The sequence below is a fragment of the Micromonospora sp. NPDC047740 genome, assembly GCF_043204735.1.
Classification (GTDB): domain Bacteria; phylum Actinomycetota; class Actinomycetes; order Mycobacteriales; family Micromonosporaceae; genus Micromonospora.
This window is the reverse complement of record NZ_JBIDCT010000003.1, coordinates 18,066-35,230: the sequence shown is the minus strand read 5'-3', so window position 1 is coordinate 35,230 and position 17,165 is coordinate 18,066. Positions and strand designations below refer to the sequence as shown.

At 73.2% G+C, this 17,165-nt stretch carries 16 protein-coding genes, 1 tRNA gene and 1 pseudogene; 8 read left to right on the top strand and 10 right to left on the bottom strand.

The genetic code is table 11. The annotated features are described in order from the left end of the window. The first annotated feature begins 82 nt into the window (after positions 1-82). Positions 83-1,939 (top strand): D-glycero-beta-D-manno-heptose 1-phosphate adenylyltransferase, encoded by a 1,857-nt coding sequence (gene rfaE2, locus ACGF4F_RS07105; RefSeq protein ID WP_357442155.1) that lies wholly within the window; start codon positions 83-85, stop codon positions 1,937-1,939. After that, positions 1,936-2,820, top strand: a complete 885-nt coding sequence (locus tag ACGF4F_RS07100; RefSeq protein WP_357442154.1) for a glycosyltransferase family A protein — start codon at positions 1,936-1,938, stop codon at positions 2,818-2,820. The genes rfaE2 and ACGF4F_RS07100 overlap by 4 nt, the downstream gene beginning before the upstream one ends. Positions 2,821-2,878: 58 nt before the next feature. Here ACGF4F_RS07100 and ACGF4F_RS07095 read toward each other — a convergent pair whose 3' ends face one another. From ACGF4F_RS07095 to ACGF4F_RS07085, 3 genes and pseudogenes are all read right to left on the bottom strand, one after another. After that, positions 2,879-3,985 (bottom strand): glycosyltransferase family 9 protein, encoded by a 1,107-nt coding sequence (locus ACGF4F_RS07095; protein WP_357442153.1) that lies wholly within the window; start codon positions 3,983-3,985, stop codon positions 2,879-2,881. A 7-nt stretch (positions 3,986-3,992) separates the two neighbouring features. After that, positions 3,993-4,532: an Hsp20/alpha crystallin family protein gene (locus tag ACGF4F_RS07090; RefSeq protein WP_393075666.1), complete on the bottom strand. Its 540-nt coding sequence runs from the start codon at positions 4,530-4,532 to the stop codon at positions 3,993-3,995. A gap of 59 nt (positions 4,533-4,591) precedes the next feature. Beyond that, positions 4,592-4,753 (bottom strand): annotated as a pseudogene (locus tag ACGF4F_RS07085) (DUF2231 domain-containing protein); the annotation flags it as partial. Between the two features lie 163 nt (positions 4,754-4,916). Between ACGF4F_RS07085 and ACGF4F_RS07080 the strand changes: the two are divergent. The 5 genes from ACGF4F_RS07080 to ACGF4F_RS07060 all read left to right on the top strand — a co-directional run bounded on the left by ACGF4F_RS07080 (position 4,917) and on the right by ACGF4F_RS07060 (position 8,520). After that, positions 4,917-5,534 (top strand): pyridoxamine 5'-phosphate oxidase family protein, encoded by a 618-nt coding sequence (locus ACGF4F_RS07080; protein WP_357442150.1) that lies wholly within the window; start codon positions 4,917-4,919, stop codon positions 5,532-5,534. A 133-nt stretch (positions 5,535-5,667) separates the two neighbouring features. Then, positions 5,668-6,342, top strand: a complete 675-nt coding sequence (locus tag ACGF4F_RS07075) for a hypothetical protein (protein ID WP_357442149.1) — start codon at positions 5,668-5,670, stop codon at positions 6,340-6,342. Between the two features lie 76 nt (positions 6,343-6,418). Then, complete coding sequence (locus tag ACGF4F_RS07070) at positions 6,419-6,955, top strand: SRPBCC family protein (RefSeq protein WP_393075662.1); 537 nt, start codon at positions 6,419-6,421, stop codon at positions 6,953-6,955. A 324-nt stretch (positions 6,956-7,279) separates the two neighbouring features. Then, the gene (locus ACGF4F_RS07065; RefSeq protein WP_357442148.1) at positions 7,280-7,627 is read left to right on the top strand and encodes a hypothetical protein; all 348 of its coding nucleotides are present in this window, start codon (positions 7,280-7,282) and stop codon (positions 7,625-7,627) included. 380 nt (positions 7,628-8,007) lie between these two features. Then, the gene (locus tag ACGF4F_RS07060; protein WP_357442147.1) at positions 8,008-8,520 is read left to right on the top strand and encodes an NUDIX domain-containing protein; all 513 of its coding nucleotides are present in this window, start codon (positions 8,008-8,010) and stop codon (positions 8,518-8,520) included. Between the two features lie 559 nt (positions 8,521-9,079). Here ACGF4F_RS07060 and ACGF4F_RS07055 read toward each other — a convergent pair. Further along, positions 9,080-9,153: transfer RNA gene (locus tag ACGF4F_RS07055), tRNA-Thr, on the bottom strand. Positions 9,154-9,287: 134 nt separating this feature from the next. Between ACGF4F_RS07055 and ACGF4F_RS07050 the strand changes: the two genes are divergently transcribed. Further along, positions 9,288-11,024, top strand: coding sequence for a metallophosphoesterase (locus tag ACGF4F_RS07050; protein WP_357442146.1), 1,737 nt, complete (start codon positions 9,288-9,290; stop codon positions 11,022-11,024). A 98-nt stretch (positions 11,025-11,122) separates the two neighbouring features. Here ACGF4F_RS07050 and ACGF4F_RS07045 read toward each other — a convergent pair whose 3' ends face one another. The 6 genes from ACGF4F_RS07045 to tmk all read right to left on the bottom strand — a co-directional run bounded on the left by ACGF4F_RS07045 (position 11,123) and on the right by tmk (position 17,138). Next, positions 11,123-11,962, bottom strand: coding sequence for a regulatory iron-sulfur-containing complex subunit RicT (locus ACGF4F_RS07045; RefSeq protein WP_357442145.1), 840 nt, complete (start codon positions 11,960-11,962; stop codon positions 11,123-11,125). 354 nt (positions 11,963-12,316) lie between these two features. Further along, the gene (locus ACGF4F_RS07040) at positions 12,317-12,985 is read right to left on the bottom strand and encodes a hypothetical protein (protein ID WP_357442144.1); all 669 of its coding nucleotides are present in this window, start codon (positions 12,983-12,985) and stop codon (positions 12,317-12,319) included. Next, positions 12,985-13,290: a hypothetical protein gene (locus ACGF4F_RS07035; RefSeq protein ID WP_393075657.1), complete on the bottom strand. Its 306-nt coding sequence runs from the start codon at positions 13,288-13,290 to the stop codon at positions 12,985-12,987. Before ACGF4F_RS07035 ends, ACGF4F_RS07040 begins: the two co-directional genes overlap by 1 nt. 1 nt (position 13,291) lies before the next feature. Beyond that, positions 13,292-13,621, bottom strand: coding sequence for a YbaB/EbfC family nucleoid-associated protein (locus ACGF4F_RS07030; protein WP_393075654.1), 330 nt, complete (start codon positions 13,619-13,621; stop codon positions 13,292-13,294). A 122-nt stretch (positions 13,622-13,743) separates the two neighbouring features. Further along, entirely contained in the window at positions 13,744-15,075 is a 1,332-nt protein-coding gene (locus ACGF4F_RS07025) for a DNA polymerase III subunit delta' (RefSeq protein WP_357442141.1), read from the bottom strand. Continuing rightward, positions 15,075-17,138, bottom strand: coding sequence for a dTMP kinase (gene tmk / locus ACGF4F_RS07020; RefSeq protein ID WP_393076072.1), 2,064 nt, complete (start codon positions 17,136-17,138; stop codon positions 15,075-15,077). Before tmk ends, ACGF4F_RS07025 begins: the two co-directional genes overlap by 1 nt. Positions 17,139-17,165 lie beyond the last annotated feature (27 nt).

The window sequence follows — 17,165 nt, the reverse complement described above, 5'->3', positions numbered from 1 at the left end:
GGGCGAAACCGGACGCCCGGCGTGGCCCCCGGACCCCGCAAGGGCAGGTTTGACGGGAGCGGCTCGGGGGACCCGAGGGAACATGGCAGGAGCAGCAGCCGAAGAGCGCCGGCTCGCCACCGTCGTGGAGAGCTGGCAGGGGCGTCCCGTGCTGATCGTCGGGGACGCCATGCTGGACGAGTGGCGGTTCGCGGAGTCCGAACGGCTCTGCCGGGAAGCCCCCGCCCCGGTCCTCACCCTGCGCCGCCGTACGTCCGCCGCGGGTGGCGCGGCGAACACGGCGGTCAACGTCTCCGCCCTCGGCGGCCGGGCCGTGCTGGTGTCGCCGGTCGGCGCCGACGCGGCCGGCGACGAACTGCACGACTGCCTCGACCGCGCGGGCGTCTGGGACCGTACGGTCAACCAGACCGGACGGCCGACGCCGGTGAAGCGGCGGATGCTCGCCGGCAACCAGATCCTGCTCCGCGAGGACTCCGGTGAGCCGGACGACGCGCTCGACGACGACGGGGTGGCCCGGCTGCTCACCGCGCTGCACTGCGCCACGGAGGAGCTGAAGGACGTCGCCGCCGGCCGGCCGCTCACCCTGGTCGTCTGCGACTACGGCCTGGGCGCGCTGCCCCGGGCGGTCCGCGCCTGGCTGGTCGCCAACCGGGACCGCTACACCACCGTGGCCCTCGACGCGCACGACCTCGCCGACTGGCGCGGCCTCAACCCGACCGTGGTGACCCCGAGCTTCGCCGAGGCCACCCGGCTGCTGGCCCGGGCCGCGGTCGGCTTCGGCGGCGGCAGCCGTACCGCCGCGCGCGGCGCCACCGCCGGTGACCTGCACCTGGACCACCCGGCCGACCCGGCCGACGGCCCGTCCGAGCTGGTCGTCGGCGCGGCACCGGGCGGGGCGGGCGAGCGGACCGCCGGCACCCCGCACCCCACCTCCGGTGCGCCGTCGGTCGGCCACCCCGGCGCGGCCGGCCCCGGACCGACCGGGGAGCCGACCCCGGGCGAGGAGCGCGTCGCGCTGACCGGGGACGGGCTCAGCGTGACCGGCACGGGCGTCACCGTGAACGCGGCGGCCGGCGAGGGCGTGGACCGGGCGATGCTGGCCGAGTCGCGCCTGGCCGAGCTGCGCGCGCACACCGGCGCGGACGTGGTCGCGGTGACCCTCGACACCGAGGGCGCGGTGGTCGGCGGGGCCGACGGCGAGCCCCGGCGCAGCCACAGCACCCCGGTCCCGGCCAGCCACGCCGTCGGTGCGGGAGACGCGTACCTGGCGGCGATGACCCTGGCGCTGGCGGCGGGCGCGAGCCTGCCCACCGCCGCCCAGCTCGCCCAGCTCGCCGCCACCATCACCGTCTCCGACACCGGCACCTGCGTGTGCCGGCGGGAGGACCTGCTCGACGCGCTGGGCAGCGGGCCGGAGCAGACCGGCCATCCCAGCCTGGTCGGCGCCGAGGAGCTGACCGCGATCGTCGAGGAGCACCGCCGGGCCGGACGCTCGATCGTCTTCACCAACGGCTGCTTCGACGTGCTGCACCCGGGGCACGTCCGCTACCTGACCCAGGCCCGGGCGCTCGGCGACCTACTGGTCGTGGCGGTGAACTCGGACGAGAGCGTACGGCGGCTCAAGGGGCCGGACCGGCCGGTCAACCCGGTCGAGGACCGGACCGCCCTGCTGGCCGCGCTGGAGTGCGTCGACCACGTGGTGGTCTTCGAGGAGGACTCCCCGGCGGCGCTGATCGAGGCGGTCCGCCCGGACGTCTACGTCAAGGGCGGCGACTACCCGCCCGAGATGGTCCCGGAGGCTCCGCTGGTGCGCCGGCTGGGCGGGCAGGTGCGCACCCTCGGATACGTGCCGGACCGGTCCACCTCGGCGATCATCGACCGGATCCGGGCCCAGTCGGTCACGCCCACCGTCGGCCGGAGCACGGGCAGGCCGGCGTGAACCGACCGCTCGACCCCGGCACGCCGGACGGTTTCCGCCGGCCGCGGCAGCTGGACGTGCTGATCCCTACCCGCAACCGGCCGGCCGAGCTGGCGGTCACCCTCTCCGGGCTGGCCGCCCAGGAGGGCGTACCCGACTTCGGGGTGGTGGTGAGCGACCAGTCCGACGACGGCCCGGCGTACGCGCACCCGGCGGCGGCCACCATGGTCCGGGCGCTGCGCCACCGCGGCCACCCGGTGCTGCTGACCCGGCGGCTGCCCCGGCGCGGGCTGGCGGAACACCGGGCGTACCTGCTGCGCCAGTCGACGGCCCGGTACGTGCTCTGCCTCGACGACGACGTCTGGCTGGAACCGGGCACCCTCGCCCGGCTGCTCACCGCGATCCGCGAGCTGGGCTGCGGGTTCGTCGGCAACGCGGTGCACGGCCTCTCCTACGCCGACGACGTCCGCCCCGAGACCCACGCGCACTACGAGGAGTGGCCGGGCCGGCCGGTCCCCGAGCGGATCCGCCCGGGCACGCCGGAGTGGGACCGGGCGGCCATCCATCCGGCGGCGAACCTGCTGCACGTGACCGAGAAGCTGCGGCTGCCGGCGGGGGCCTGGCGCGCGTACAAGGTCTCCTGGATCGGCGGCTGCGTGCTCTACGACCGGGCGAAGCTGATCGACTCCGGCGGCTTCGAGTTCTGGCGCCGGCTGCACGAGAAGCACCAGGGCGAGGACGTCGCCGCCCAGCTCGCAGTGCTGGAGCGGCACGGCGGTGCCGGGGTGCTCCCCAGCGGGGCCTTCCACCTGGAGTCGCCGACCACCGTCACCGAGCGGGACGTGGAGGCGTGGGAGGTCGTCCTCATCGACCAGCCCTCGGACACCCCGCAGCCGGCCTGACCCCTCGCCCGCCCCGGCCCGCCGCTCGCCGGTCGGCGGACCCGGCGCGCCGCGCCGGTCAGCCCGCCAGCAGTTCGCGGGCCGCCTCGACCACCTCGACGGCCGGCACGTCGGCGACGAACGAGTCCCGGTGCGGGCAGTCGCCGTCGCCCGGGCGGTGCGGGTAGATCCCCGGGGTGCAGTCGACGCCGCAGACCGGGCAGTGCGTGGTCCAGGAGGCGATCGGGCGGTGCCGGGCCCGTAGCGGCGTGGCGCCGTTGATCAGGTTGCCGATCCAGTAGACGCCCACGGTGGGCGCGCCGACCGCGGCGGCCAGGTGCAACGGCCCGGTGTCGTTGGACACCACCAGCGCGCAGCCGGCGTAGCAGGCGGCCAGCCCGCCCAGGCTGAGCGTGCCGACCTGCGGGCGGACCGGAACGCCGGCCGCCACGACCACCGCGTCCACCGTCTCCCGCTCGGCGGGAGTGCCGGTGACCAGCACCTCGTACCCGTCGCCGACCAGCGCGCGGGCGACCTCGCCGAAGCGGTCCGCGGGCCAGCGCCGCCGGGTGTCGGTCGCGCCCGGGTGCAGCGCCACCCGGGGCCGCTCCGGCTCGCCGAGCACCTGCCGGGCCTCGGCCCGGTCGGCGTCGGTGACCGCCAGCGCCGGGGTGATCGTGGTGGCCGACGCACCGACCAGGGCCACCACCTCCAGGTAGCGGATCACCTCGTGCTGGTAGTAGACGTACCGGATCCAGCGGTCCAGCGGCGGCGCAGCCTCGGCGCGCAGCCCCGCGGTGACCCGGGCGCCCAGCCCGGCGACCAGCGGGTTGGAGTTGGCCCCGCCGCCGTGCAGCTGCACCGCCAGGTCGAACCGCTCCGCGCGAGCCGCCGCCAGGAAGTCCGCCAGCTCCGCCGGCGGCTCGTCCGGCCCGGCGTCGCGGATGCCGGGCGCGGGCGGCACCACCAGCACCCGGTCCACCGGGCCGGGGCGGTCGCGCCAGAGCACCGCATGCCAGGGCGCGCCGAGCAGCACGAGCTCCGCCCCGGGGTACGCGGCCCGCAGCGCCTCCAGCGCCGGCAGCACGAAGATGAAGTCACCGAGCGCGTTCGCCCGCAGCACAGCGATCCGCTCGACGTCGGGTACGCGCTCGCCGACCGGGCCGAGCACCGACGGGGTGGCCACGCGACCCCTACGGCCGGTCGATCTCGTCGACCGTGGTGTCCGGGTGGTGCAGCTCCCGGTCCGCAGCCGGGTCGGCCAGGGTCCGCGTACCCACGGTGGCGGGGCGGGGGCCGGTGCGGCCGACGGTGATGGTGCGCGCCGTGGGCCGGGCCGCCCGGGGCAGCCGCACCCGGAGCAGACCGTGGTCCATCACCGCGTCGATCCGGTCGGGATCCACCCGGGACGGCAGGTCCACCCGGTACTCGAAGCCGCGTGTCTCGAACCCGCCCTGGATGCCGTGGTCGGCGTTGACCTCCGCCTCCGAGCGGGCCCGTACGCACAGCTCCCGGTCGTCCAGCTCGACCGCCACCTCCTCCGGTGCCACGCCCGGCAGCCGGACGACGACCTCCCAGCCGTCGGCCGCCTCGCCCAGCTCTACCTCCGGCGGGCCGGCCCGGCCACCGACCAGGCGGCGCAACTCGGCGCGCAGCGACTGGAGCTCGCCCATCGGGTCCCAGCCCTGCTGGCGGCCGCGCCAGAACCCACGTCCACCGGACTGTTCGGTCATCGCATGTCTCCGATCCGCTCGGGTGTCGAGGGGCGCAGCGAGCTCGGCACGTTCGGGTCGGCCTCCGTGGCGCCCGCGTGGGCGAGGCCGACCCGCTTGGCGCGGGCGCCGGTGGGCAGGGCCAACACATCGAAGATCAGCGCGGTGACCAGGAGCGCCACCGGGAACATCACCAGCATCGGGTGCACGGGGTGACCGAGCACCTTCAATCGGCTCTCCATCGGGCCTCCATCGGTCGCATCCGGGCGGCTGCGGGTCAAGCCGTACCCGGCCGGCCCGGGGGCAAACCTCGCGTTCGGCGCGCACGCCTAGGCTGACCATGGCGGAAACCGGCCGGTCGCGGGCCGAAAATGCCGCCGACGTCAACGGACGGGGGAGGAATACGTGACCGTGGAGATCACCTCACCGGAGGAACTGCGCGAGCTGCTGGGTACGCCGAACCAGCGGGCGCTGACCAAGGAGCGCACCGTGCTGCACGCGCGGGACCGGGAGTGGCTGGCCGCCTCGCCGTTCTGCCTGGTCGCCACGGCCGGCGCGGACGGCAGCTGCGACGTCTCCCCCAAGGGCGACCCGCCGGGCTTCACGTTGGTGCTGGACGAGGCGACCATCGCCATCCCCGAGCGGCCCGGCAACCGGCGCGCCGACGGCTACCGCAACATCCTGGCCAACCCGCACGTCGGGCTGATCTACCTGGTCCCCGGCCGCACCGACACGCTGCGGATCAACGGGCGGGCCCGGCTGGTCCGGGACGCGCCGTACTTCGCCGACATGGTGGTCAAGGGACACCGCCCGGTGCTGGCGGTCGAGGTGGCGATCGAGCAGATCTTCTACCACTGCGCGAAGGCGTTCCTCCGCTCCCAGCTGTGGCAGCCGGAGACGTGGCAGCCCGACGTCCTGCCGTCCCGGGCCCGGCTGGTCAAGGAGGTGGAGGCCCCGGCCGAGAGCCTCGCCGACCTCGAACGCCACTACGGACCCCACTACGTGCAGACCATCTACTCCTGATCCCGCCTCTCACCCCGGGGTACCGGCGGCTCACGTTTCGACGGGCGGCTGGGGGTACTGATCCAGGGACGGCCCACCGCGTCAACGCGGCGCCGGAACCCCTGGAGCACGGGTCGAGAGAGGATGAGGTGCGATGCCCACGAAGAACAGCTTGGGGCGCGGCAGCGGCTCGACCGCGACCACGAACCCGCCGGGCAACCAGACCCCGAACACCCCCGACGTCAACGAGAGCGAGATCGGCCGGCTGACCGTGGACCAGCTCCGCGACCGGCTCCGCCGACGCGGCGTCACCGGCACCGCCGAGCTGCGCAAGGGCGACCTGGTCAAGGCGCTGGTGAGCAGCATGCGTGACGGCGCGAAGAAGAGCACGTCGGCGCGGGCCGGCGGCTCCACGGCGCGCGCCGGCTCCGCAGCGGGCAAGAAGACCTCGCCGGGCGGCGTCCGGACCGGTTCGCAGAGCTCGAAATCGCTGCGGTACGCCCAGGAGATCACCTCTGTGGACGACGAGCCGGAGCGGCCCGGCCGCAGCCTGGTCACCACCGACCACGACGTGATCCGGCGCTGGGCGGAGGCGCGCAAGGGCGTACCGGTCACCGTCGACGGCACCGAGCACGACGGGCACCCGGGGGTGCTGCGGTTCGACTTCCCGGCCAACGGCCGCGACGAGCGGCTGCGCGAGATCAGCTGGGCGGAGTGGCTCCGCGCGTTCGACGAGCGGCGGCTGAACTTCATCTACCAGGAGGAGCGCTCCGACGGCAAGCAGAGCAACTTCTTCCGGCTGGAGAACCCGGAGCGCGAGGACGGCTGAGCCGGCCGTCTCGATTCAGCGCCTCTCCGATGGGTACGGATCTGAGTACGGACGTCAGAACGACGAGGAGGAATCCATGACCACCAAGGTCGAGAAGTCCATCGAAGTCGACGTGCCGGTCAGCACCGCGTACAACCAGTGGACGCAGTTCGAGGAGTTTCCCCGCTTCATGGGCGGCGTGCACGAGGTGCGACAGCTCGACGACCAGCGGATGCACTGGATCGCCGAGATCGCCGGCGTGAAGCGCGAGTGGGACGCCACGGTCCTCGAGCAGGTGCCGGACCGGAAGGTGGCCTGGGCGGCCACCAGCGGCGCCACCAACGCAGGCGCGGTTTACTTCCAGCCGATCGGCACCGGCCGCACCCAGGTCCGGCTCTGCATGGAGTACGAGCCGGAGGGGCTGGTCGAGCAGTCCGGCGACAAGCTGCGCATCGTGGAGAAGCGGGCCGAGGCCGACCTGGAGAAGTTCAAGTCGTACATCGAGAGCCGAGGCACCGCGACGGGCGCCTGGCGCGGCACCATCGACGAGGGCCGTACGCTCGGCACGCCCGGCGTGGAATACGCCGCGTCCTCACTGGGTGACGACGGCAGCCCCCGCGCCTCCAAACGCTGACCATTCACCTCCTTGCCGGAGCGAGCCCGGCGGTCGGACACGTTTGGCTGCTCGGCCTCGTGACGGCGAGTAAAGGGCCCAGGTCATGATCGGCGATCAAGCCGGTGACCTGGGCCCTTCTATGGAGCCGCCTGACGGAATCGAACCATCGACCTAGGCATTACGAGATCAAGTTGGCCGGCATGCCGACCTGGGCTGATCGACGCCTAGCAGGGAAAAGCCTCTCGACATCTCGCACCGCTCCCCCGTCGTCCGTCGCCCACTTGCGGACTAGATGCGGACCGCTCGCCTGCACGTCCGATCTTGGGATGCGACGATGCCATGGTGAGCGACTACGCCGATCGGATCGACCCCGACACATACGCCAATGATCCGATCGTGGCGGTCTACCGCGATAACCCGGCCGACGGCCTCTGTGTGCCCGAGCGAGTGTTCTGGCGCTTGTCACACGTGGCGAAGGGCTACGAGTTGCACCTGCTGCCGCTGCTCGGAGGTTCCGATCCAGTCCGGCTGAACCGGCCCATGATTCAAACGCTGATCGACGAGTTGTGTTTCGTGGCTGACCGACTCGATGACCCCGTTGTGGAGCAGTGGGTCGCCCAACTGCTCAAGGCCGCTCAGACGGCTCTGTGGCAACCGAGCGACACGCATCTCACCGTAGAAGGCGAATAAGGCGCTAGCGGTCTCCTCGCAGGCATCCGCCAGGCCGCCGCCACGCTGCTCCCATCCCCCGCCTCGGTGCCAAAGACTGCGACGCCCGGTCGGGGTCAAGGGTGGCCGGAGGCCATCGGCTTGCCGACGCGCAGCGCCCTGACGCCGGCCGGGTGGCGTAGAGGATCCGGCACCCCGAGGGATGGGCACGCCCTGGTCCTCATCGTCACCGAGCCGCGGAAGCCTTCACGGTCCGCGGCACGGGCGCGCATCGTGGCATGGCCGAACCGCCGGCGATAGGCTGCCACGCCCCGTAGCGATCGGACCGCGGCAGATCCGGACTTCTGGGGGTCCCCTTTGGCTGGAGCGAGCTTGTCCTATCCCTCTGCTCTAATCCCGCCATGCATGTCGTCGTCACAGGCGCACTCGTTGAAAACGGCGCGGTCCTGCTGGTACACCGCAGGCCGACCAAACGGGCATACCCAAATGTCTGGGATCTGCCCGGGGGGCAAGTCGAAGCGGGTGAGTCGGAACTACAAGCCCTCGCGCGTGAGATGCACGAGGAGCTCGGTGTTCGCATTGTGGCGGAGTCCGCTTCACGGTTGGGCGTCTTGCATGCCGGCAGTGGTGAGGACGCTCTTCACGTGGGCGTCTGGCAAATTGGAGACTGGGTTGGCTCTCCCACCAACCGTGCACCTGACGAGCATGACGACATCGCATGGGTCGAGATCAGCGAGCTGGGCGGCCTTCCCCTCGTGCATGGCGTCTTGGCGGCAATGGTTCGTTCTCTGCCTGAGTTTGAGTGCGCCCGCAGGCACTCAGATGTCACCGACTGTAACCAGGACGACCGAGCAACCAAGGCCGACTGTCGTGCATGTGCTGGGACGGATTCGTCAAGCAGGTGGTGGGACTAGACAACAGGCACCAAACCACGGAGCAGCGTCGAGTGGTCCGACTATGCGATGCCCCTGGCAAACAGCGCCACCACAGTCAGGTTGTGCGTGCTGAGGCCGATTCGCTGGGCCCAACGCCCGAGGCCGACCAGTCCGATCTCGTGGGCCTCTTGTTCGGTGACGGCTGGGCAACCTCCCGGTAGAACTGGAGGTCCTCAAATCCGTAGGTCGCCACATCATGACTGCTGGCCCCGAAGATCAGCGCGGGATGCGTGCCCAGTAGCAGGCCATCAGGGCACATGGGCCAGGGTTCGCTCCTGGGACGGCATCCCGCTTTCGGCAGTTTCGTACGCGGAGGTGGCGGCCTGGGCCCAACGGCTCACCGCGTCCGGCCTCGCCCCGGCAACATCCAGTACGCGCACCGGGTGCTGTCGCTGGCCCTGGACGCGGTCGCCAGCCGGCTGGACGAGGCGGTCGCCGCGCGGGATGCGGACTATTTGCGGACTGGCACAGCCGGCGGCGAGGTTGTCGACCTTGGGAAACGGCGAAGCCCAGGCCGTTGACCTGGGCTTCCGTACCGAGCCGCCTGACGGAATCGAACCGTCGACCTACGCATTACGAGTGCGTCGCTCTAGCCGACTGAGCTAAGGCGGCAACGATCGTCAAGTGTACGGCACACCCCGGCCCGGAGCCGAACGGGATCCCCACTCTCGCCGAACCGGACATCGAGGAGAAGTTCGGTCGTTCGCCGGACAGCGCTCGCACCCGGTCGGGACTACCCTGCGGCGGTGAGCGATGATCAGGTACCGCCGCAGCCGCCGCTCCCCGAAGCTCATCCCGGCGAGCGGGCAACCCGCCGGCCGCGCAGCCTCGACCCGCTGGAGCTGGGGTTCACCCCGCGTAAGCCGGTCCCGTGGCTGGCGCCGCTGCTGCTGATCAGCACCGGCCTGCGTACCCTGCTGGCGATGCTGTTCGGGGCGTACCTGGACAAGCGTGAGCTGCAGAACGCGTTCGGCGACGGCACGTTCCGGCAGGTCGGGCCGGACGGCGGGCTCTGGCTGGATTACGTGGCCGACTTGGGTGACGGCTTCGACGCGACGTATTCGGTGGCGTACCTGCTCGCCCAGCCGGAGCTGGAGGTCGACGGGCACCGGCTGTCGCGGGCACAGACCCTGGTGATGGGGGGCGACCAGGTCTACCCGTCGGCGGCCTACGAGGCGTACGAGGACCGGTGCAAGGGGCCGTATCAGGCCGCCCTGCCGCTGGCGCCGCCCGAGCGGCCGACGCTCTTCGCCGTCCCCGGAAACCACGACTGGTACGACGGCCTGACCGCCTTCCTGCGGCTGTTCGTCCGGTCCCGGGACCGGCACTTCGCCGGCTGGGGCACCGGTCAGTCCCGCTCGTACTTCGCCGTGGAGCTGCCCGCCGACTGGTGGCTGCTCGGCATCGACGACCAGTCCGGGTCCTACCTGGACGACCCGCAGCTCACCTACTTCGACGAGGTCGCCCGGAAGCTCACCCCGAGGTCGAAGGTGATCCTGGCGGTCCCGGCGCCCACCTGGGTCAAGGCCGCGGACCATCCCACGGCGTACGACTCGATCGACTACTTCATCCGTACGATCATCGCCCCCACCGGGGCGCAGGTGCGGCTGCTGATCTCCGGCGACCTGCACCACTACGCCCGCTACACCGGCCCGGAGCGGCAGCTCATCACCTGCGGGTCCGGTGGCGCCTACCTCTACCCGACACACATGCTCCCGGAGCGGCTCGAGGTGCCGCCGCGGGACACGCTGTCCCGCCGCGCCAGCCGCACCCGCGAGTACGACCTGGCGGCCCGCTACCCGGAGAAGGCCCGCTCGCGGCGCTACGGCTGGGGCATCTTCGCCCGCCTGCCGTTCCGCAACCCGGGCTTCGCGACCCTGCTCGGTACGCTGCACACCCTGCTCATGCTGGCGATGGCCGGGGTGACGGCGAACCAGGTGGGCACGACCGAGCAGCGGCTGCTCAGCGTCCCGCTGGTGATCATGCTGGTGGTGACCATGCTCAGCGCGGCGTTCTTCGCGAAGCCGCCGAGCGCCGGCGGGAAACGGCACGCCCGGCACTGGATCCTCGGCGTGAGCCACGGGCTCGCCCACATCGCGCTGGCCGCCGGCGGCACCTGGCTCTGGCTGAAGCTGCCCTTCTACGACTGGCCGTGGCCGTTGCCGGCGGTCGCCGCAGCCGTCCTGTACGGGCCGGTGATCGGGCTGGTCGCCAGCCAGTTGGTGGCGCTCTACCTGCTGGTGGCCGGGGCGTTCGGAGTGAACGTCAACGAACTCTTCGCCGGCCAGGGCATCGAGGACTCGAAGGCGTTCCTCCGGTTCCGGATCGACCCGGACGGCACGCTGACCATCTATCCGATCGCCGTGGACAAGGTCTGCCACGCCTGGCAGCTGAACCCGGACCAGTCCCCCACCGCCTCCTGGCTGACCCCCCAGGCCCCGCTGACCCCCCGCCTGGCCGAACCCCCCATCGTCCTCCGCTGACCGCCCACCCCCAAGCGGTGTTGATCATGGGGTTAGCGACGCCGAAAGAGATCGACATCGCCGCTAACCTCATGATCAATACGGGCCAGACGGCGGGGTTAGGGGGTGTAGTGCTGGTCGTGGGCTTGGCGGGGGGCACAGACGGAGGCGCGGCTGCACGAGCAGCGGGAGCCGTCGGCGTCCAGGCGGACGGTGACCGAGTCCCGCGGGACGCTGTGGCCGACCACCTTGCCGTCCCCCTCCGGGGTGGAGACCCGGGTGCCGATCGCCGGGGCGGACTCCTGGAACCGCTGGTAGAGCGGATGCTCGTACTTGAGGCAGCACATCAGCCGGCCGCACGCGCCGGAGATTCGCAGCGGGTTGAGCGGGAGATCCTGGTCCTTCGCCATCCGGATGGTCACCGGCTCGAAGTCGGTGAGGAAGGTGGCGCAGCACAGATCCCGACCGCAGGAGCCGATCCCGCCCTGGACGCGCGCCGAGTCGCGGGCGGAGAGCTGCCGCAGCTCGACCCGACAGTGCAGCGTCGCCCCCAGGTCGCGCACCAGGGAACGGAAGTCGACCCGGTGCGGCGCGGTGAAGTAGACGGTGGTCCGGTCGCTGCCGGTGTCCGGCGTACCGAGCACGTGGTCGACGGCCACCACCTTCATCGGCAGCCCGTGCTCCCGGATGAGCCGCTTGGCGGCCACCTTGGCGTCCGCCTTGCGCCGGCGCAGCAGCTCGTCGCGGCGCAGGTCCTCATCCTGGGCCAGCCCGGCCAGCTTGGGCGCACCGGCGGTGTCCTCGTCGACCCACTGCGCGGCCCAGACGCACTCGGCCACCTCGGGCCCCTCGTCGGTGGGCACCAGCACCTTGTCGCCCACCTGCGGGCGCAGCTCGCCCGGGTCAAGGTAGTAGAGGCGCCCGTACCGGTTGAAACTGACCGCGCAGAGCATGCCCATGGCCACCACCCTACGACGCCGTGCGGTTTGCCGGCCGCCCAGCGGTCGCCGTCCGGTCACCCGGCGCAGCGATCCATTGTCGGCTCGACCGAGCCGGTGCCAACCCGCCGTGTGGTTGATCCTCGCCCGGACGGCTGAAAGATGAGGCCACCGGAGGACAAACGGCGACCGACCGCGTTGAGTGAAGACAGACCTGCGGGGGGTGCAGGGGAAGCCACGGCGTCGCCGCCGGAGCCCGGCCACGGCCGGTACGGCGCGCGGCGCCGTGGACTTGCGCCGGGGGCTCATGCCGACACTCCGCTTCGCTGCGCGCCGTCATGAGGCACCACGCACTGAGCCTGCTGGTTCGCTCGCTCAGTGGCCGATCCGGGTGGTGCCGCCGTAGCGGGGCGCCCCGGACACCCGCTCCCGCCAGGTCGTCTCGGCCAGGCTCGGCGCCCACTGGCGCAGCAGCGTCTCCGCGCCGTCGTATGCCACCCCGAGCACACCCAGCACCCGGACCGCGATCTCCGCCGCCGCCAGTGCCCCGGTCGGCCCGCCGTCCACACCCGGCCGTCCGGCGGCGTGCACGGTGACCGCCTCGGTGGAGCGCAGCACGTCGGCCAGGGCCCGGGCCAGGGCGAGCCGGCTCCCCTCCACCCAGTCGGCCAGCGCGTCGGCGTATCCGGCGGTCGACTCCAGCCGCCCGACCAGGCTCTCCGGCCCCTCGTCGAGGTGGCGGAGCAAGGCGCCGCGGGCCTCGTCGTACGCCGCGGCGGCCGGCCCGGACCAGGCGACCGGGTCGGCGAGCAGGGCGGCGGCGTCGTCGTATCCCCGGACGAGCCGGCGCACGGCGTGACCGGCGTCGGCCAACGGCGCCGGATGCAGCTCAAGGAACTCGCGCACGGCCGCGCCGGGGAGCACCTGCATGCGACGCAGCAGCGGCCAGAGCGGGTGCCCCTCGGGTGCGCCGCCGGCGAGCAGCGTGTCGACCCGGGCCAGCAGATCGAGGCCCGGCTCGGCGAGACGGTCCAGGGCGTCCATCAGGCCTCCCAGCGGAGCCGGCGCCCGGCGGACTCGTCGGTGGCCGCGTACCGGTCGGCGGCGCTGCGCAGCGCGGCCGCGGCGGCGGACAGCCGGGTCGCGGCGGCGCCCGCCTCGCGGGCCCGGTCGCCGGTGGCGCCGGTCCACTGCCGGTGCAGGGCCCGACCGATCTCGCCGGGCCGGCCCTCGGCGTGCGCGCCGAAGGCGGGGTGCGGCGGGTCGGTCGCGGTCACCGTGCGGGCCAGGGTGGCGAGGGTGGCGCTGGCCTCCTCCGGGCGGGCGGCCAGGGCGTGCAGGGTGTCCATGTCAGGCTCCCGCCAGCGGCCGGTACGCCGCGAACGTCTTGTTGTGCAGCTTCTCCCGGGCCCACTGCGCGGCGTCGGCGGCGGCGGTGACCGCGGCCTGCACCGAACCGGCGACGTCCCGGGGGTTGCGCTGGTGCAGCGGGCCGAGGAAGCGCACGCCGGTGATCCGCCCACCGGCGGTCACCACCACCTCGACCAGCCCGTCGGGCGAGCGGACGGTGACCTCGACCGTCGACACCGCCTGGTCGAACTCGGCCTGGAGGGTCTCGATGCGCCGGTAGCGCCGGACCGCTTCCTCGATCCAGGCCTCGTCGATCTCGCCCCGTGGCATCGGTGGACTCCTCCCGGCTGGCCCCTCACTGAGCGTGCCGCCACCGTCACCGCGGCACACCGGACCGTACCGCACGTCAATCGCGCCTGTCGATGCCCTGTGGACAGCGCCGGAAACCTCGCCTAGCCCTTCCAGAGGGCGAGCATCATCGCCTCCACCGCGATCCGCGGCTTGACGTTCGCCTCGATCGCCGCCCGGCACTCCAGCACGGCCTCCAGCCGACGCAGCGCTCCCTCGGCGTCCCACTTCTGCGCGCCGGCCTCGGCCAGCGCGGCGGTGTCGGTGTGCACCGGGGCGACCGGTGCCCGCAGCGCCACGGCGAGCGCGTCGCGATAGAAGCCGGCCAGGTCCACCAGAGCCCGGTCGAGCGCGTCGCGCTGGGCCCGGGTGGCCCGCGACTTCTGCCGCTTCTCCAGGTCCTTGAGCTGGCCGGCGGCACCCCGCATGGCCCCCGCCGCGCCCCGGCCGGTGCCGCCCGCGCCGAGCGCGGTCTGCAGCGCGGCCCGTTCCGCCTCGTCGATCTCGGCGACCGCCGCCGCGGCCTCCGCCTCGGCCGCCTCGATCAGCGCGGACGCGGCGTCGAACGCCGCACCCACCCCGGTCAGCCGGCGCGGCACGGCGAGCACCGCGTCGCGGCGCTGCCGGGCCTCCGGGTCGCGGGCCAGCCGTCGGGCCCGGCCCACGTGCCCCTGCGCGGCCGCCGCCGCCCACTCGGCCACGTCGGGCGCGATGCCGTCCCGGCGTACGAGGACCTCGGCCACCGCGCCGGCCGGCGGCTGGCGCAGCGGTACGACCCGGCACCGGGACCGGATGGTCACGGAGATGTCGTCCGGGTGGGTGGACGGGGCGCAGAGCAGGAACACGGTCCGTGGCGGTGGCTCCTCGACCGCCTTGAGCAGCGCGTTGCCGGCCGCCTCGGTGAGCCGGTCGGCATCCTCGATGATGACGATCTGCCACCGCCCGCCGGACGGCGTGCTGGCCGCCCGGAGCACCAGGGCGCGCATCTCGCCGACGCCGATGGACAGCCCCTCGGGCACCACCAGTCGGACGTCGGCATGGGTGCCGGCCAGCGTGGTGTGGCAGCCGGGACACTCGCCGCAGCCGGTGCCGTGCACGCACTGCAGCGCGGCCGCGAAGGCGCGCGCGGCCACCGACCGGCCCGAGCCGGGTGGGCCGGTGAAGATCCAGGCGTGGGTCATCCCCGCGCCGGGGTCGCCGCTGGCCGCCTCGCCCGGTCCGCCCGGCGGACCGGCGCCGGGGGCCGGCTCGAATTCCTCGGCGAGCGCGTCGAGTTCGTCGTAGGAGTCGCCCGGCCCGGCACCGGTCGCCGGCCCGGCCGGGCGGGCCGCCGGCACGGCGGCGGCCCGCAGCAGGGCGGCGGCCGAGGCGGCGGCGTGGCGCAGCGTCGCCACGGCCTCGTCCTGCCCGACCAGGTCGGCGAAGACGTCCGCCATCAGGTGGGGCGCTTCATGGTCACCAGCTCCGCGTCGGATAACTCGGGCTGGACCGTGGTGTCCGGGCCCTGTGCCGGGCGGGGGTGCACGATGCGAGCCGGGTCGCCCAGGATCTCCTCCACCCGCCGGGCGACCGCCTCGGCGATCTCCTCGACCGGCCGGGCGGCGTCGAGCACCAGGTAACGCTTGGGGTCGGCGGCGGCCAGGTCGAGGAACGCGTACCGGACCCGCTCGTGGAACGCGATCGACTCGGCCTCCAGCCGGTCGGCGCCCTGGTTACGGGAACCGACCCGGGACAGGCCGGTGTGCGGTTCGACGTCGAGCAGCACCACCAGGTCGGGCTTGAGCCCGCCGGTGGCCCACGAGGAGAGCCAGGAGACCTCCTGCGCCGGCAGCGTACGACCGGCGCCCTGGTAGGCGAGGGACGAGTCGACGTACCGGTCGCTGATCACCACGGCGCCCCTGGCCAGCGCCGGCCGGACCACCGTGGCGACGTGGTGTGCGCGGTCGGCGGCGTAGAGCAGCGCCTCGGCGCGCGGCGACGGGGCCTCGGCGCCGGCGGTCTCCAGCACCAGCGAGCGGATCCGCTCGCCGACGGCGGTCGCCCCCGGCTCCCGGGTGACCACGACGTCCCGCCCCTGGCCGCGCAGCCGTTCGGCGAGCGCGGCGAGCTGGGTGGACTTGCCGGCGCCCTCGCCACCCTCGAAGACCACGAAGAGACCGCTGGAGACGAAGGGCTCGGCGGGCATCAGCGGGCGGCCCCGGATCGAGCCCCACAGGTCGGCCAGGACCGGTACGCCCTTCTTGTCGTCCATCTGGCCGAACGCGCTGATCCCGGCGAAGATGCCGGCGGCACCCGCGACGAGCAGCAGCAGGCGGGTCGAGGAGACCGAGATGCCCAGGTCGGCGATGGTCAGCTGACGCGAGCCGCCGACGCCGACCAGGAGGCTGCTCAGCGCGATGGCCAGGATCAGCACCAGCCGGGTGCCGATCTGCACCACTGCGAAGACCCGGCCGCGCAGCTCGTCGGCGACCTCGCCGCCGAGCAGGGTGGTGCCGGCCAGGAAGGCCATGCCGGCGCCCGCACCGACCAGGATCGCGCCGAGGATCGCCATGGACAGGTGAATGGCGAAGGCGAGCACCAGCACGGACGCGCTGGCCAGCACGATGCTCATGCCGAACCAGCGGCGCCGGGACATGTCCCGGACGATCATCGGGCCGGCCCCGATGCCGATCGCCAGACCGATGAAGATCGCGCCGAAGAGCAGGTAGAACGCGGCGTCACCGGCGCCCAGCGAGGCGGCGAAGAACTTGGCCGTGCCGACCACGATGCCGCCGCCGGCGAACGCGCCGAAGATGCCGAGCACCAGGCCACGGACCAGCGGGGTCTGCCGGATGAACGTCCAGCCCTCGGCGAACTGCCGCGCCATGCTCTGCTCGGTGGGCTCGCGCTCGCCGGTGCGGGTCCGGCTGATCTCTCTGATCCCGAAGGCGACGACCAGCGCGGTGGCGAGCCGGGAGAACGAGTTGACCCAGAGCGCGAGCTGCGCCGGCTCGGCCCAGTTCGGCAGCCCGCCCCCGACCAGCCCGCGCACGCTGCGGTCGAGCACCGCGGCGACGATGGCGGCGCCGATCGGGGTGATGCCGTACGTGGTGATCAGGGTGAGCTGGTTGGCGGTCTCCAGCCGGGCGCGCGGGATCAGGTTGGGGACCGCGGCCTCCTTGGCCGGGATCCACATCAGGGTGATCGTCTCGATCAGGAAGGTGGCGATCGCCGCCCAGGTGACCACCAGGGCGCCGCTGGCGCCGGTCAGCGCGTAGAGCGGGATCGAGGCGAAGAGCACGAAACGCAGGACGTCGCAGATGACCATGGTCCAACGCCGGTCGAACCGGTCGGCGAAGACGCCGGCCACCGGGCCGAGCAGCAGGGCGGGCAGCAGCCGGATCGCGATCAGCGTGCCGAACGCCGCGCCCTTGGCGGTGTCGCCGGAGACCTGAGCGGCGGCGAAGACCGAGGTGGCGAGCAGGCCGAGCCAGTCGCCGAAGGAGGCGACGCCGAGCACGATCCAGAGCCGGCGGAACGGCCGGAT